Origin of the sequence: Sulfitobacter sp. LC.270.F.C4, from assembly GCF_032922545.1 — a bacterium.
GTDB classification, from domain to species: Bacteria; Pseudomonadota; Alphaproteobacteria; order Rhodobacterales; family Rhodobacteraceae; genus Sulfitobacter; species Sulfitobacter profundi.
In genome coordinates this window covers 1,991,354-2,005,737 of record NZ_CP136692.1, presented here as the reverse complement: position 1 = coordinate 2,005,737, position 14,384 = coordinate 1,991,354, and the positions used below count along the sequence as shown (strand labels likewise).

The 14,384-nt window shown below is 61.1% G+C and carries 13 protein-coding genes; 10 read left to right on the top strand and 3 right to left on the bottom strand.

What is annotated here, in order from left to right:
* Window positions 1-283: 283 nt before the first annotated feature.
* A complete protein-coding gene (locus R1T45_RS13700; protein ID WP_120351073.1) occupies window positions 284-1,468 on the bottom strand; it encodes an ABC transporter substrate-binding protein in 1,185 nt (394 codons plus the stop codon).
* Window positions 1,469-1,690: 222 nt separating this feature from the next.
* On the opposite strand from R1T45_RS13700, the gene R1T45_RS13695 reads away from it, so the two are divergent.
* Complete coding sequence (locus tag R1T45_RS13695) at window positions 1,691-2,752, top strand: PQQ-dependent sugar dehydrogenase (RefSeq protein ID WP_411041399.1); 1,062 nt, start codon at window positions 1,691-1,693, stop codon at window positions 2,750-2,752.
* Window positions 2,753-2,755: 3 nt separating this feature from the next.
* Here the strand turns inward: R1T45_RS13695 and R1T45_RS13690 are convergent, their stop codons facing one another.
* Entirely contained in the window at window positions 2,756-3,760 is a 1,005-nt protein-coding gene (locus tag R1T45_RS13690) for a GlxA family transcriptional regulator (RefSeq protein WP_317389332.1), read from the bottom strand.
* 191 nt (window positions 3,761-3,951) lie between these two features.
* Here R1T45_RS13690 and R1T45_RS13685 point away from each other — a divergent pair, with 191 nt between their 5' ends.
* Window positions 3,952-5,322 (top strand): class II 3-deoxy-7-phosphoheptulonate synthase, encoded by a 1,371-nt coding sequence (locus R1T45_RS13685; RefSeq protein WP_120351076.1) that lies wholly within the window; start codon window positions 3,952-3,954, stop codon window positions 5,320-5,322.
* A 93-nt stretch (window positions 5,323-5,415) separates the two neighbouring features.
* Here the strand turns inward: R1T45_RS13685 and R1T45_RS13680 are convergent, their stop codons facing one another.
* Window positions 5,416-6,075, bottom strand: a complete 660-nt coding sequence (locus tag R1T45_RS13680; protein WP_317389331.1) for a PAS domain-containing protein — start codon at window positions 6,073-6,075, stop codon at window positions 5,416-5,418.
* 282 nt (window positions 6,076-6,357) lie between these two features.
* Between R1T45_RS13680 and R1T45_RS13675 the strand changes: the two genes are divergently transcribed.
* From R1T45_RS13675 to pstB, 8 genes are all read left to right on the top strand, one after another.
* Complete coding sequence (locus tag R1T45_RS13675; RefSeq protein WP_317389330.1) at window positions 6,358-7,248, top strand: YicC/YloC family endoribonuclease; 891 nt, start codon at window positions 6,358-6,360, stop codon at window positions 7,246-7,248.
* 3 nt (window positions 7,249-7,251) lie between these two features.
* Window positions 7,252-7,899, top strand: coding sequence for a guanylate kinase (gene gmk / locus R1T45_RS13670; protein WP_317389329.1), 648 nt, complete (start codon window positions 7,252-7,254; stop codon window positions 7,897-7,899).
* Complete coding sequence (locus R1T45_RS13665; RefSeq protein ID WP_120351080.1) at window positions 7,896-8,417, top strand: gamma carbonic anhydrase family protein; 522 nt, start codon at window positions 7,896-7,898, stop codon at window positions 8,415-8,417. The genes gmk and R1T45_RS13665 overlap by 4 nt, the downstream gene beginning before the upstream one ends.
* Before the next feature lies 1 nt (window position 8,418).
* Window positions 8,419-9,471: a sensor histidine kinase gene (locus R1T45_RS13660; protein WP_120352203.1), complete on the top strand. Its 1,053-nt coding sequence runs from the start codon at window positions 8,419-8,421 to the stop codon at window positions 9,469-9,471.
* A 138-nt stretch (window positions 9,472-9,609) separates the two neighbouring features.
* Window positions 9,610-10,650 (top strand): substrate-binding domain-containing protein, encoded by a 1,041-nt coding sequence (locus tag R1T45_RS13655; RefSeq protein ID WP_317389328.1) that lies wholly within the window; start codon window positions 9,610-9,612, stop codon window positions 10,648-10,650.
* 71 nt (window positions 10,651-10,721) lie between these two features.
* Entirely contained in the window at window positions 10,722-12,218 is a 1,497-nt protein-coding gene (gene pstC / locus R1T45_RS13650) for a phosphate ABC transporter permease subunit PstC (protein ID WP_411041240.1), read from the top strand.
* A complete protein-coding gene (gene pstA / locus R1T45_RS13645) occupies window positions 12,215-13,570 on the top strand; it encodes a phosphate ABC transporter permease PstA (protein WP_317389327.1) in 1,356 nt (451 codons plus the stop codon). The genes pstC and pstA overlap by 4 nt, the downstream gene beginning before the upstream one ends.
* 15 nt (window positions 13,571-13,585) lie before the next feature.
* Window positions 13,586-14,383: a phosphate ABC transporter ATP-binding protein PstB gene (pstB, locus tag R1T45_RS13640; protein ID WP_317389326.1), complete on the top strand. Its 798-nt coding sequence runs from the start codon at window positions 13,586-13,588 to the stop codon at window positions 14,381-14,383.
* Window position 14,384: the final 1 nt, after the last annotated feature.

Below are 14,384 nucleotides of genomic sequence, written 5' to 3'. Positions count from 1 at the left end.
GGACCGCTGCGGTCCTTTTATGAAGAAAGCTTGCCGCTGCCTCGTTAAAGGCAGATCGCGCAGCATTGCCGAAATCACACTCAGCAAGATACATGCTCAGAGCCCTGACCGGCACGGCCATCTGTTGCTTTTTCATCCTGTCCTCCCAGACGGGACGTGTTTTCCACGTCCTCAATAGGAGTTTTGTACTGGCTGCCTGCGCGGAAGAAAAGCCGATTTCCCAAGCAAAAGGCCCGATCGCGATGCAACCGGGCCTCTGCAAGTGTTTCAGACGAAGCTTAGATCAGCGGTAGCCGACCGTCACCATCTTACCGTCTTTCATTTCGATCTCACGGTAGCTGCCCGCGCTTTCGCCCGGTCCGATCAGCTCAACCGCCGACGCACCGACATAGTCGACATCGCCGCCGTCTTTGATGATCTGCAGCGCTTTGCCCAGCTCACCCGGCAGGATTTTTTCGCCCGGTGCGTTGGCGACTTCCATCACTTTTTCTTTGTACATCGCCGGATCGTTGGACCCTGCGGCCTGCATCGCCAGCAGCATCAGAGCCGCCGCGTCATAGGCTTCGGGCGAGAAGGCGTTGGTCGGCTCGAAACCGGCTTCTTCGCCCATCTTCTTGTAGTTGTCGGGGCCTTCGCCAGAGGCGCTTGGGTTCTGACCGAAAGAGCCATCCGCGATCTCGGCGAATTTTTCTTCGAGCGTGTCGGAGACCATGCCGTCGGGGAACATGAAGGTGTCGAACGCGCCTGCGTCCAGCGCGCCGTTCACGATGCCCGCACCGCCTTGGTCGACGTAGCCTGCAACGATCAGCACTTCACCACCGGCAGAGGCCAGCGCGCCGACTTCGGCGGAATAGTCCGCTTTGCCGTCTTCATGCGATGTGTTGATTGTGACGGTGCCGCCGGATTCCTTAAACGCGGTTTCAAAGCTGTCGGCCAGACCTTTACCATAGTCGTTGTTGGTATAGGTGACGGCGACTTCTTTGATGCCACGGTCGTTCAAGATGTCGGCCATGACCTGACCCTGACGCGCGTCAGACGGTGATGTGCGGAAGAACAGGCCGTTGTCTTCGACGGTCGACAGAGCAGGCGATGTCGCCGATGGCGAGATCATCACGATGCCGTTCGGAATGGCGACGTTCTGCAGCGAGGCTGTCGTCTCGCCCGAGCACATGCCGCCCACAATGCCGCTGACGCGATCAGAGGTGATCAGACGCTCAGCGGAAGCCACGGCCAGACCCGCGTCGATGCAGCCGGTGTCGCCACGCTCGGACGAAACGGTGGCACCGTCGAGGAACATGCCGGATTCATTAACTTCGGAAATCGCCAGTTCAGCACCGGCAGCCATGTCATTGGCCAACGATTCCAGCGGGCCGGTGAAGCCCAGCAGAATGCCGATTTTTGTGTCTTCTGCATGCGCGCCGGTGGCGAGCAAAGCTACGGCCGTTGTGGCCATCAATATTTTTTTCATTTGGTACTCTCCCTTAGTTGAACTCTCGTTCTGATCGAACGTTAGGTCGTGGTTTCGAAAAAGAAAAGGCGATTTATCACGTGGTCTGCGCGGGCGGCTTTTCGCGTGTGCCGAGTGGAATGCTGGAAATGGGCCGCTTGCTGGCTATGTCTTGTTCCAAGCCCCCATGCCCAAAGGAGCCTGCCCGTGACATCCGCCAAACAATTTGCAACCGCCACTTTCATCGGCCTTAGCAGCCTCTGCGCCGCAGGCGCGGTAAGCGCCCAGAGCAGCCTGACGATCACCCCCATAGCCGAGGGTCTAGAGGCGCCTTGGGGCATCGCCCCCATGCCCGACGGCGGCCTGTTGGTCACCGAGAAAGCCGGGCGGCTGATCTACCAAAAAGACGGCGCACGGCATGAGGTGTCGGGCCTGCCCGAGGTGGCCGTGGTCGGGCAGGGCGGTCTGTTGGACATCACCTTGGCCGAGGATTTCGCGCAGAGCCGCCTGTTGTTCCTGACCTATGCCAAACCCCAAGAGGGCGGCGGCGCGGGCACCGCTTTGGCCAGCGCCAGATTGTCTGAGGACGCCCGCACTCTGGAAAACTTGACTGAGCTTTTCGCCATGAAACCGGGCAGCAACGGCGGGCAGCACTTCGGCTCTCGCGTGGTCGAGGCGCGGGATGGCACGCTGCTGGTGACCATCGGCGAACGTGGCGATCGCCCCGCAGCCCAAGACCGCAGCACCCATAACGGCAGCATCATCCGCGTGAACCGCGACGGCTCGATCCCCGACGACAATCCCTTTGTCGATATGCCCGATGTGCTGCCCGAGATTTGGTCCTATGGCCACCGCAACCCGCAAGGCGCGGGGCTGGATTTGGATGGGCGGCTTTGGGTGTCGGAGCACGGGGCCAAGGGCGGCGACGAGGTGAACCGCATCACCAAGGGCACGAATTACGGCTGGCCGGTAATTTCCTACGGGGAGCATTATTCGGGTGCGAAGATCGGCGAGGGCACCTCGAAAGAGGGAATGGCGCAGCCCGAATTCTACTGGGATCCCTCCATCGCGCCTGCGGGGCTGGTGGTCTACTCCGGCGCGCAATTCCCCGAATGGGAGGGCGATATCTTCGTAGGCTCGCTCAAGTTCGACTATATCGCCCGGCTGAGTGGTGACCCGCTGGAAGAGGTCCAGCAGATCAAAACCGCCGAGACTGCCCGCGTGCGCGATGTTGTCGAAGGCCCCGAAGGTGCGATCTGGTTCATTTCAGAGGGCAATGGCACCGTCTACCGGATCACGCCTTGACCCTCAGGCGGGCTGCCGGGTGGATTGGCTGCCGCGCTCGCGATAGGGCGTGGTTTGATAGTGCGCCCGGTAGCATTTGGAGAAATGCGAGGGCGAAGCAAAGCCGCAGGCCAGCGCCACGTTAATCACGCTCATATCCGTCTGCATCAACAGGTTACGCGCCTTTTGCAGCCGCAGTTCCATATAGTACCGTTTGGGGCTGCGGTTCAGGTAACGCCGGAACAGCCGCTCCAGCTGGCGGGTCGACATGCCAACATCCCGCGCAAGGATCGAGGGGCTGATCGGCTCTTCGATATTACGCTCCATCTGCTGAATGACTTGGCTGAGCTTGGGATGCCGCACACCGATTCGGGTGGGCACCGACAGGCGCTGCGTGTCTTGGTCCGTGCGGATCGACGAATAGATCAGCTGGTCCGCCACGGCATTGGCTGTTTCTTCGCCGTGATCATCGGCGATGAGTTTCAGCATCAAATCCAGAGACGAGGTGCCGCCCGCCGTGGTCAACCGATTGCCGTCCACCACGAAAACCGATTTCGTCAGGATAACCTCTTCGAATTCCTCGCCAAAGCTGTCTTGATTCTCCCAATGGATCGTCGCGCGTTTGCCATCGAGCAGCCCGGCCTTGGCCAACGTATGTGCCGCAGTGCACAGGCCGCCCACCACCAACCCTTTGCGGGCCTCGCGGCGCAACCAAGCCAACAGTTTCTTGGTGGTCGCCGCCTGCACGTCGAGGCCGCCGCAGATCACAATCGTGTCGTCGCGGCCCAATTCCTCTAACCCGCCATCAAGCGCAAAGACCGCGCCGGCTGAGCTTGTGCAGGTCTCACCGTTTTCGCCCACGGCCTGCCATTGGTAGACCTCGCGTTCGAGCATGCGGTTGGTGATACGCAGGCATTCCACCGCCGAGGCAAAGCTCAACAGGGTGAAATTCTCCAACAGCACAAAGACGAAGCGCCGCGGCTTGTCGGTCTTGGGGGGCATGCGGGTGGCCGGGCGCGGTTGGGACATCTCGGCGTCTTTCTACTCAGGTCGTCTCTGCCGACATGTGCCATAGCCGCCAGAACTTGCCGAAAACATTGCCCACGGGCCTGTCGTAACGTCAATAGGGCGCATTTCGGTTCTGGTCACTTTACCCGCGCCTTTGTATAGAGAAAGATCACGAAGCGCCGACACTCGGCGCTGTGGAGCGGAGTAGAAAGATGACAGACTGGAGCACCTCAAGCTGGCGCAGCAAACCGCGCGTCCAGATGCCCGATTACCCTGACCAAGCCGCATTGCAAGCGGTTGAGGCACAGCTGGCACGCTATCCGGTCCTCGTTTTTGCGGGCGAAGCACGCCGACTGAAGAAACATCTGGCCGCCGCTGGCCGTGGCGAAGCCTTCCTTTTGCAGGGCGGCGATTGCGCGGAGAGCTTTGAGCAGTTCAGCTCGGACGCCATTCGCGACACATTCAAAGTGATGTTGCAGATGGCCATCGTGCTGACCCACGGTGCCAAAGTGCCGGTGATCAAACTGGGCCGTATGGCCGGTCAATTCGCCAAACCGCGCTCGGCTCCGACCGAAGTGGTCGATGGTGTGGAACTGCCCAGCTACCGCGGTGATATCATCAACGATCTGGCCTTTAGCGAAGCGGCCCGCATTCCGGACCCGCAAAAGATGCTGCGCGCCTACACACAGGCCGCCGCCACGCTGAACCTGTTGCGCGCCTTCTCGACCGGGGGCTATGCGGATGTGCATCAAGTCCACGGCTGGACGCTGGGCTTCACCGATGACGAAAAGGCCGAGAAATACCGCGAGATTGCCAACCGCATCTCTGACACCCTGGATTTCATGGCCGCCGCTGGCGTGACCGCCGAAACCGCGCATACCTTGCAATCGGTGGAATTCTACACCAGCCACGAGGCGCTGTTGCTGGAGTATGAAGAGGCGCTTTGCCGTCGTGACAGCCAGACTGGCAAGTGGCTAGCAGGCTCGGGCCATATGATCTGGATCGGTGACCGCACGCGGCAGCCCGACGGCGCGCATGTGGAATTCGCCAGCGGTGTGCAAAACCCTATCGGCCTGAAATGCGGCCCCTCGATGACCAGCGATGACCTCAAGCAATTGATGGCCAAGCTGAACCCCGACAACGAAGAAGGCCGTCTGACGCTAATCTCGCGCTTTGGTGCGGGGCAGGTGGGCGATCACCTGCCGCGTCTGATCAAAACCGTGCAGGAAGAGGGCGCGAATGTCGTCTGGACCTGTGACGCGATGCACGGCAACACGATCAAATCCTCGACCGGTTACAAGACCCGGCCGTTTGATTCCGTGCTGCGCGAAGTGCATGAGTTCTTTGCCGTGCATAACGCCGAAGGCTCTGTCCCCGGTGGTGTGCATTTCGAGATGACCGGCCAAGACGTGACCGAATGCACCGGCGGTGTGCGGGCGGTCAGCGACGAAGACCTGTCGGACCGCTACCACACCGCCTGCGACCCGCGCCTTAACGCCAGCCAATCGCTGGAATTGGCGTTCTTGGTTGCCGAAGAACTGTCGAACCGCCGCACGGCACAGACAGCGCGGGCAGCTGGGTAACAGACGCGGCCTTGGCCGACCCACGATGAGATTGACGCCGCCCCGCATAATGCAGGGCGGCGTTTTTTTACGTTCGAAGGGCAGGTTTGCGCGCTATTCCTGCTCTGACTTCACCAACCGCAGGTAGGGCGGCAGATTTCCCGTCGTGGCACTGGTGAAGCTGGCTTTTCCCTCTGCAAATCCGGTTTCCCTTGGCAAAGTTGATTGTTGCAACGGAGCGGCATAGCGCAACGCTCTGGTCGCACCGCCAATGCCGCTGCGCCGCGTCGCCTGCGCCAGATCGAAACGCCGCGGGGTTTGGCCGACCTCGCCTCGTACGACCAGACAGCCCAGCACCCGGCTGACATCGCCCAGATCGCTTTTAAGCGGCAAAAGCAGCATGCGCCCCGTCAAAGCAGGTCGCCCATAGGAGGCAGCCGCGCTGAGATGCAGGGTGGTTTGACCGGGCAGTTGAAAAACCTCTTCCAGCGCCTCGCTGACGCGGGGACGCGATTGCGTGCCGAAAAAGGCGGTGATTGGCATGCCGCGCACCTCCATCCCCATGAGATCGCGCAGATGGCCGCCCGCGATACGCAACCGCCCAACACCCACCGCGACACGTTCAAGGATAAAGGCGTATTCCAGCGCGGCCTCTATTCCGCGCGGGTCGATATCGGACCGCCGCGGCATCAATCTGTTGCCACGCAAGGCTTCCCAATAGGCTTCGACCTGCGCCAGCGGGCCATAGCCAACATGCGTCCGATGATCTGACATGGCGACAACATTCTGCGCGGTGTGGCCTGTATTGCCCATTAAAACTCACCCATAAGGACCTGGCCAATACAGCTGCCGTTTTTGAAACGACAGCGGCACAATGTGGCCGAAAACATTACCAAATCATTAATACCGCACCCCGAGAGAGAATTCGTCCCGCTTTCGGCGAAGTGGTTAACGACATTGCCTTGGGATCAGCCGGTCCATCGGGGCCGGGGGCTTGCCCCTCGCGGGGGTTTCGCCGTAAGGCAGGACATGACCGCCCTTGCAAGGAACGCACCGATGATCAGGTCCATGACAGGTTTCGCCTCTGCCTCCGGCACTTTGGAAGGCTGGAGCTGGTCTTGGGAACTGCGCGCGGTCAATGGCAAAGGGCTCGACCTGCGGCTGCGTGTGCCCGATTGGGTCGACGGGCTGGAGGTCGCCCTGCGCAAGCAGGTGACGGCTCAGGTGGCGCGGGGCAATATCACCTGCAACCTGCGCATATCCTCGGCTGAGAGCGACGGCAGCTTGCAGGTCAACGCGGCGCATGTCGACACGCTGCTGACCGCCCTGCATGAGATTGAGGCCCGCGCGATGGATGCCGGTGTGTCGCTCGCGCCCTCGCGGGCAAGCGACATTCTCACCATGCGCGGCGTGCTGGAACAGGCCGAGCAGGCACAGGACATCGACGCGCTGCGCGACGCTTTGCTGTCGGAAATGCCCGCCTTGCTGCGCGACTTCAACGCCATGCGTGAGCAGGAAGGCGCGGCGCTGGCCACGGTCATGCAAGCGCAATTGACCGAGGTCGAAAACCTTGCCGCCGAAGCCGCCGCTTTGGCCGAGGCGCGCCGCGAAGACAGCGCCACCAATCTGCACCGCAACCTCGCAAGGGTGCTCGACAACAGCGAAGGCGCGGATGCCGACCGGGTGGCCCAAGAGCTGGCCTTGATCGCGGTCAAAGCCGATGTCACCGAAGAGATTGACCGCCTTGCTGCCCATGTCGCCGCCGCCCGGGCGCTGATCGGGCAGGGCGGGCCGGTGGGGCGCAAGCTGGATTTCCTGATGCAGGAGTTCAACCGCGAAGCCAACACGCTCTGCTCCAAGGCGCAGAGCACCGAATTGACGACTGTCGGTCTGGCCCTGAAGGCGGTGATCGACCAAATGCGCGAACAAGTGCAAAATGTGGAGTAAGACGTGACAAACCCAAGCCGACGCGGCCTTCTGATCATCCTAAGTTCCCCCTCCGGGGCGGGCAAATCGACCATGGCCCGCGCCCTGCGCGCATGGGATCCGACGATCAAGTTCTCGGTTTCCGCCACCACCCGCGCCCCCCGTCCGGGCGAGGAGGACGGCACCGATTACCGCTTCGTCGGCGAGGAGCACTTCCGTCAGGCCGTGGCCGAGGGCGAGATGCTGGAACATGCCCATGTCTTCGGCAATTTCTATGGCTCGCCCAAGGCGCCCGTGCAGGCGGCGATCGATCAGGGGCAAGATATCCTCTTTGACATCGATTGGCAGGGCGCACAGCAAATCCGCAACTCGGATCTGAACACCCACACGCTGTCGATCTTCCTGCTGCCGCCCTCGATCACCGAATTGAAACGCCGTTTGGAAAGCCGTGGGCAGGACGATGCCGAGACCATTGCCAAACGCATGGGCAAAAGCTGGGACGAGATCAGCCACTGGGATGGCTATGACTTCGTGCTGGTGAATGACGACCTTGATCAGACCGAGGCACGGCTGAAATCCATCATCACCGCCGCGCGGCTGCGGCTGAGCCAACAGCCCGCGATCAAGGACCATGTCCGCCGTCTGCAATCTGAATTTGAGGAGTTGAAATGACCCTTTACGCCCTTGCTGATGCCCGCCCCGATGTCTCTCCGGATGCTTGGGTCGCGCCGGATGCCAATGTGATCGGCAAAGTCACACTCGGGCCTGACGCCTCTGTCTGGTTCGGCAGCACCCTGCGCGGCGACAATGAGATGATCACCGTGGGTCGCGGCAGCAACGTGCAAGAGAACTGCGTCTTTCACACCGATATGGGCTATCCGCTGACCGTGGGCGAGGATTGCACCATCGGCCACAAAGTCATGCTGCACGGCTGCACCATCGGCGACAACAGCTTGATCGGCATGGGGGCCACGGTGCTGAATGGGGCCAAGATTGGCAAGAACTGCCTGATCGGGGCAGGGGCGCTGATCACCGAGAACAAGGTGATCCCCGATGGATCACTCGTTATGGGCGTGCCGGGCAAAGTGGTGCGCGAACTCGATGCACAGGCGATCCAACAGTTGACCGCCAGCGCCAAACACTATGCCGAAAACGCCGCGCGCTTCCGTCGCGATCTTGAACCGCTCTGACATGGGCAACACCGCCGTGACCCTTGCCGATGTGGTGGCGGCGCTGCCGCTGCCAAGCGTGGCCATCAACGCCGAAGAGCGGATCACCGTTCTGAACGCCCCCGCCGAAGATTTGCTGGGCAAGGGGCTACTGGGCCGCCACTTTGTCACCGCGCTGCGCCAGCCGGGGCTGGTCGAAGCGGTGGAGCGGTGTCTTTCGGGGGCGGGCCCCTGCCAAGCGCGTTTCACCAGCATTGGCGGCGAACACGGCACCACCTATGACGTCAGCCTGCGCCCGGTGGGGGCGCATGGGATTGTCCTGCTCAGCTTCAACGATGTGACGGAGATGGCGCAGGCCGGGCAAATGCGCCGCGATTTCGTGGCCAATGTCAGCCACGAGTTGCGCACCCCGCTGACCGCGCTCATCGGATTTATCGAAACGCTGCAAGGCCCGGCGCGTGATGACACGGCGGCGCGCGAGCGTTTTCTGGGGATCATGGCGCAGGAAGCCGAGCGGATGAACCGACTGGTGGGCGAGCTTTTGTCGCTCAGCCGGGTCGAGGCCGAAGAGCGCGTGCGCCCGGAAGTGCCGATTGACCTGCGCGATGTGCTGCGCGGCACCCTGCGCAACCTCGCCCCGCTGGCGGTGGATAGCAACGTGACATTGGCGCCGACATTGGGCGATGCCCCGGCGCTTGTGCTGGGGGATGCGGACCAATTGGTGCAGGTCTTTACCAATCTTATCGAGAACGCGATTAAATACGGCGGGCGCGACAACAGGGTCGAGATCTCGGTTAAAAGCACGGCCCATGACCCGGCGATGCGCGGCCCGGCGGTCTATGTCAGCGTGCGCGACCACGGCCCCGGCATTGATGCAATTCACCTGCCGCGCCTGACCGAACGGTTTTACCGCGTCGACAGTCACCGCAGCCGCGCGCTTGGGGGGACAGGGTTGGGCCTGGCCATCGTCAAACACATCATGAATCGCCACCGCGGGCGGCTTAAGGTGACCAGCACCCCCGGCCAAGGGGCCGAATTCCGCGTGATTTTGCCGATGAAAACGGAATCTGACTAAATTTTGCAGAAATTTGGTGATTCAGGCCGACTGTCATGAAACTGTAACGTTGCTGTCACAAAAGCACAGCACCGCCTTCATAGACGGGGCGCAGATCACCATGGGGTGGTCACCAATTCGCATCTGACAGGAGATATCATGTCACTCGCAAAACTCACCACTTCCGCCCTGGCGATTGCCGCCGTATCCGCAACTGCCGCTGCCGCGCGTGACCAAGTACAGGTTGCCGGTTCCTCGACCGTGCTGCCCTATGCCTCCATCGTCGCCGAAGCCTTCGGCGAAAACTTTGACTTCCCGACACCGGTCGTGGAATTGGGCGGCTCTTCGGCTGGCCTCAAGCGTTTCTGCGAAGGCGTGGGCGAGAACACCATCGATGTGGCCAATGCCTCGCGCCAGATCAAAGACGCCGAAGTGGCGGCCTGTGCCGAGAACGGCGTGACCGACATCATCGAAGTGCGCGTTGGCTATGATGGCATCGTTTTCGCCTCCGACATCAACGGCGAGACTTTTGAGTTCACCCCGACCGATTGGTACAAGGCCCTCAGCGCCAAGGTTGTCGTCGACGGCGAAGTGACCGCAAACCCCTACACCACGTGGGATCAGGTTAACCCCGCTTTCCCAGCCCAGCCGATCCAAGCCTTCATTCCCGGCACCAAACACGGCACGCGCGAAGTCTTTGAGGAAAAAGTGATCCTCGCAGGCTGCGAAGAAACGGGCGATCTGGAAGCATTCGCAGAAGCGGCGGACGGCGACAAGAATGCCGCCGAGAAAGAGTGCATCAGCCTGCGCACCGATGGTAAATCCGTCGACATTGACGGCGACTACACCGAAACGCTGGCACGCATCGAAAGCAACCAAGACGGCATTGGCGTCTTTGGTCTGGCCTTCTATGAGAACAACACCGACAAGCTGCAGGTTGCCACCATGGGCGGCGTTGAGCCAACCACCGAGAGCATCGCCTCGGGTGACTACCCCGTGTCGCGCCCGCTGTTCTTCTACGTCAAGAAAGCCCACATCGGCGTGATCCCCGGTCTGAAAGAATACGCAGAATTCTTCGTCGCTGACGAAGTTGCTGGCCCCGACGGCCCTCTGGCCGAATACGGTCTGGTGTCCGACCCCGAGCTGGCCGACACCCAGTCCGTGGTTGCCGACGAGACCGTCATGGGCAGCGGTTCCTAAACCTAACCTAAACGACGCCGGGGGCGGGCAACTGCCCCCGGTTTTTCGCTTTTTGATCCACCGGGGGACATGTGGGACAAATACTGACAACAGGCGCGGTGCTGCCACTGGTCATCCTGATCGCGGCTTTGGCACTGGGCGGCTACTTCCTTGCGCGGCGGCGGGCTTTGGCCTCTGCCCAAGGCGACAGCCGCAATCTGCATTCGCTGCCAAGCTATTACGGCTATAACGCGGTGATGAGCGTGGCGGTGCCCGCGCTTTTGGTTCTGGGCCTCTGGCTGCTGGTGCAGCCGATGCTGGTGCAATCTTCGGTGGTCGACATGATCCCTGCCGAGGCTGTGCCCGAAGGGTCTTCCGTTAACCTGATCATGAGCGATGTACGCCGGTTGGCCGATGGGCTGGATGCGGCGGTTTCTGCCGGTGCTCTCAGCGCGGGCGACGCAACGGACCTATCTGCCGCGGACGATCTGCGCGCATGGCTGGCCGAACGCGGCGTCGCCATCGGGGCCGAGATCAGCCCCGAAGTCCTCGCCGCCGCGCAGGCCTACCGTCAGATGACGGCCACGGGCAATTTTTGGCGCAACATTGTCGTCGCACTCATCGCCTTGATCGCGCTTTTTCTGGTGCTGCGCGAAACCGATGCCGAATTCCGCGCCCGTAACCGGGTCGAGGGTGGCATCAAAGCTCTGCTGATCCTTGCGGCCTCCCTCGCGATCCTCACCACCGTGGGCATTGTGCTGTCGATGCTGTTCGAGACGATCAACTTCTTTAATCTGCATCCATGGACTGATTTCTTCTTCGGCTCGTCTTGGGCGCCAAACTTTCGCGGGGACAGTGACCTTTCGATCCTGCCGCTGCTTTGGGGGACGCTCTATATCTCTTTCATTGCGCTGCTGGTGGCTGTGCCCATCGGGCTCTTCGCCGCGATTTACCTAAGTGAATATGCCGGTCCCAAAGTGCGCGCCACAGCCAAGCCGCTGCTGGAGATCCTCGCTGGTATCCCAACCATCGTTTACGGTCTCTTCGCGCTGCTGACGGTTGGACCGTTCCTTGTGCAGGTCTTTGGCCGGGGGGATGCAGGGCTGCTGGGCGTTGACTGGATGTCTGGCGCGACCTCGGTGCTGACCGCTGGTTTGGTCATGGGCATCATGCTGATCCCCTTTGTTTCGTCCCTGTCGGACGACATCATCAACGCGGTGCCCCAGTCGCTGCGCGACGGCTCCTTTGGCTTGGGTGCCACCCAGTCCGAGACGATCCGTCAGGTCGTGATCCCCGCCGCTTTGCCGGGCATCGTCGGGGCCGTTTTGCTGGCCGCCAGCCGTGCCATCGGTGAGACGATGATCGTAGTGCTGGGGGCAGGGGCCATCGCCCGCATCTCGGCCAATCCGCTGGAAGCCATGACCACCATCACCACCCGCATCGTCAGCCAGTTGACCGGGGACAGCGATTTCGCCAGCCCAGAAACGCTGGTGGCCTTTGCCCTTGGCCTGACCCTCTTCGTCCTGACCTTGGGCCTGAACGTGCTGGCCCTCTACATCGTGCGTAAATACCGGGAGCAGTACGAATGAGCGATATCCCCAACCCCGCAGCCCCTTTTGCAGACCCGCGCGGTGCGTCCCTGCTGGTGCAAGACGGGCGGACCAAACGCCGCAACGCCGCCGAGGGCCGTTTCAAGCTCTATGGGATCATTGCCATCGTCATCGGCCTACTGATGCTGCTGACGCTGCTTTTCACCATCATCTCCCGCGGTACCGGCGCGTTCCAGCAGACCTATGTGACGCTTTCCGTGCCACTTCTGGAGGACAAGCTCGACAAGAACGGCAACCGTGATCTGGAAGACATTAAAAAGGTCTCGACCTTCGGCTATTCACCTTTGCTGAAAGCGGCCTTTGAAAACAAGGTCGAAGCGGCGGGGATCGAGACTGATCTCAAGTCGAAAGACATGGCTGACATCCTGTCGAAAGACGCCGCTGCACAGCTTCGCGATCATGTTCTGGCGAACCCAGAGTTGATCGGGACCGCCGCCGAGTTCGAGTTCCTGACCAACAGCCGCGTCGATGGCTACCTCAAGGGCCGTGTGACTCGCGAAAGCATCGCCAATGACAAGAACATCAGCGCCGAACAGATTGATTTTGTAGATGTTTTGATTGCTGACGGCAGCCTCGAAAAGCGCTTTAACCTCGACTTCATCACGGGCGCCGACGCCTCTGACGCGCGGCCCGAAGCGGCGGGCATGGGGGTGTCGATGATCGGTTCCTTTGCCATGATGCTGGTGGTGCTGGTGCTGGCGCTGCCCATCGGTGTTGCGGCCTCGATTTATCTCGAAGAATTCGCCCCCAAGAACTGGATCACCGACATCATTGAGGTGAACATCAGCAACCTCGCTGCGGTGCCGTCGATCGTCTTTGGCATCCTCGGCCTTGCGGTATTTATCAACTATATGCACCTGCCGAACTCCGCCCCCTTGGTCGGTGGTCTGGTGCTGACACTGATGACCCTGCCGACGATCATCATCTCGACCCGCGCTTCGCTGAAATCCGTGCCGCCGTCGATCCGTGATGCGGCGCTTGGGGTAGGGGCCTCGAAGATGCAATCGGTCTTTCACCATGTGCTGCCCTTGGCCGCGCCGGGCATCCTGACCGGCACCATCATCGGGCTGGCGCAAGCCCTTGGCGAAACAGCACCCTTGCTACTTATCGGCATGGTCGGCTTCATCGCCTCCAACCCGCCGGAGACCATCGCCGAAGGGCTGATGTCCCCGAATTCCGCCATGCCGGCCCAGATTTACGAATGGGCCAAACGCGCCGACCCGGCCTTCTATGAACGCGCCTGGGGCGGTATCATCATCTTGCTGGTGTTCCTGATCTCGATGAATGCCATCGCCGTGCTGCTGCGCCGCCGCTTTGAGCGACGCTGGTAAACAAAGGACGGGACCATGAAAGACAACAGATATTCGGAGAGTGACGTGACAACCCAACCCGTCAAGATCGCGGCCCGCAATGTGCAGGTCTACTACGGTGACAGCCACGCCATTCGCGACGTGGACATCGACATCAACGATAAAACAGTGACGGCCTTCATCGGCCCTTCGGGCTGCGGGAAGTCGACTTTTCTACGCTGTATCAATAGGATGAATGACACAATTGACGCCGCACGCGTCACCGGTGATATTCGCATCGACGGCGAAGACATCTATGACAAACGCGTCGACCCGGTGCAGCTGCGGGCCAAGGTAGGCATGGTGTTCCAAAAGCCCAACCCGTTCCCCAAGTCGATCTACGACAACGTGGCCTATGGCCCGCGCATTCACGGGCTGGCGCGCAACAAGACTGATCTAGACGAGATTGTCGAACAGGCGCTCCGCCGTGGGGCGATCTGGAACGAGGTGAAGGACCGTCTGCATTCACCGGGCACGGGTCTGTCGGGTGGCCAGCAGCAGCGTCTGTGCATCGCTCGTGCCGTGGCCACGGAGCCCGAAGTGCTGTTGATGGATGAGCCTTGCTCGGCGCTTGACCCGATCGCCACCGCGCAAGTCGAGGAATTGATTGACGAATTGCGTCAGAACTACTCCGTCGTGATCGTCACACACTCCATGCAACAGGCCGCGCGAGTGAGCCAGAAAACCGCCTTCTTCCACCTCGGCAACCTTGTGGAATTTGGCGACACCGACGACATCTTCACGCGCCCCCAAGACCCGCGCACCGAAAGCTACATCACCGGCCGTATTGGATAAT

What these genes read in the sequence shown, in the direction of transcription:
- R1T45_RS13700 (WP_120351073.1), bottom strand. Translation starts at nt 1,468, where the DNA reads ATGAAAAAAATATTGATGGCCACAACGGCCGTAGCTTTGCTCGCCACC.
- R1T45_RS13690 (WP_317389332.1), bottom strand. Translation starts at nt 3,760, where the DNA reads ATGTCCCAACCGCGCCCGGCCACCCGCATGCCCCCCAAGACCGACAAG.
- R1T45_RS13685 (WP_120351076.1), top strand. Translation starts at nt 3,952, where the DNA reads ATGACAGACTGGAGCACCTCAAGCTGGCGCAGCAAACCGCGCGTCCAG.
- R1T45_RS13680 (WP_317389331.1), bottom strand. Translation starts at nt 6,075, where the DNA reads ATGTCAGATCATCGGACGCATGTTGGCTATGGCCCGCTGGCGCAGGTC.
- R1T45_RS13675 (WP_317389330.1), top strand. Translation starts at nt 6,358, where the DNA reads ATGATCAGGTCCATGACAGGTTTCGCCTCTGCCTCCGGCACTTTGGAA.
- R1T45_RS13665 (WP_120351080.1), top strand. Translation starts at nt 7,896, where the DNA reads ATGACCCTTTACGCCCTTGCTGATGCCCGCCCCGATGTCTCTCCGGAT.
- R1T45_RS13660 (WP_120352203.1), top strand. Translation starts at nt 8,419, where the DNA reads ATGGGCAACACCGCCGTGACCCTTGCCGATGTGGTGGCGGCGCTGCCG.
- R1T45_RS13655 (WP_317389328.1), top strand. Translation starts at nt 9,610, where the DNA reads ATGTCACTCGCAAAACTCACCACTTCCGCCCTGGCGATTGCCGCCGTA.
- pstA (WP_317389327.1), top strand. Translation starts at nt 12,215, where the DNA reads ATGAGCGATATCCCCAACCCCGCAGCCCCTTTTGCAGACCCGCGCGGT.
- pstB (WP_317389326.1), top strand. Translation starts at nt 13,586, where the DNA reads ATGAAAGACAACAGATATTCGGAGAGTGACGTGACAACCCAACCCGTC.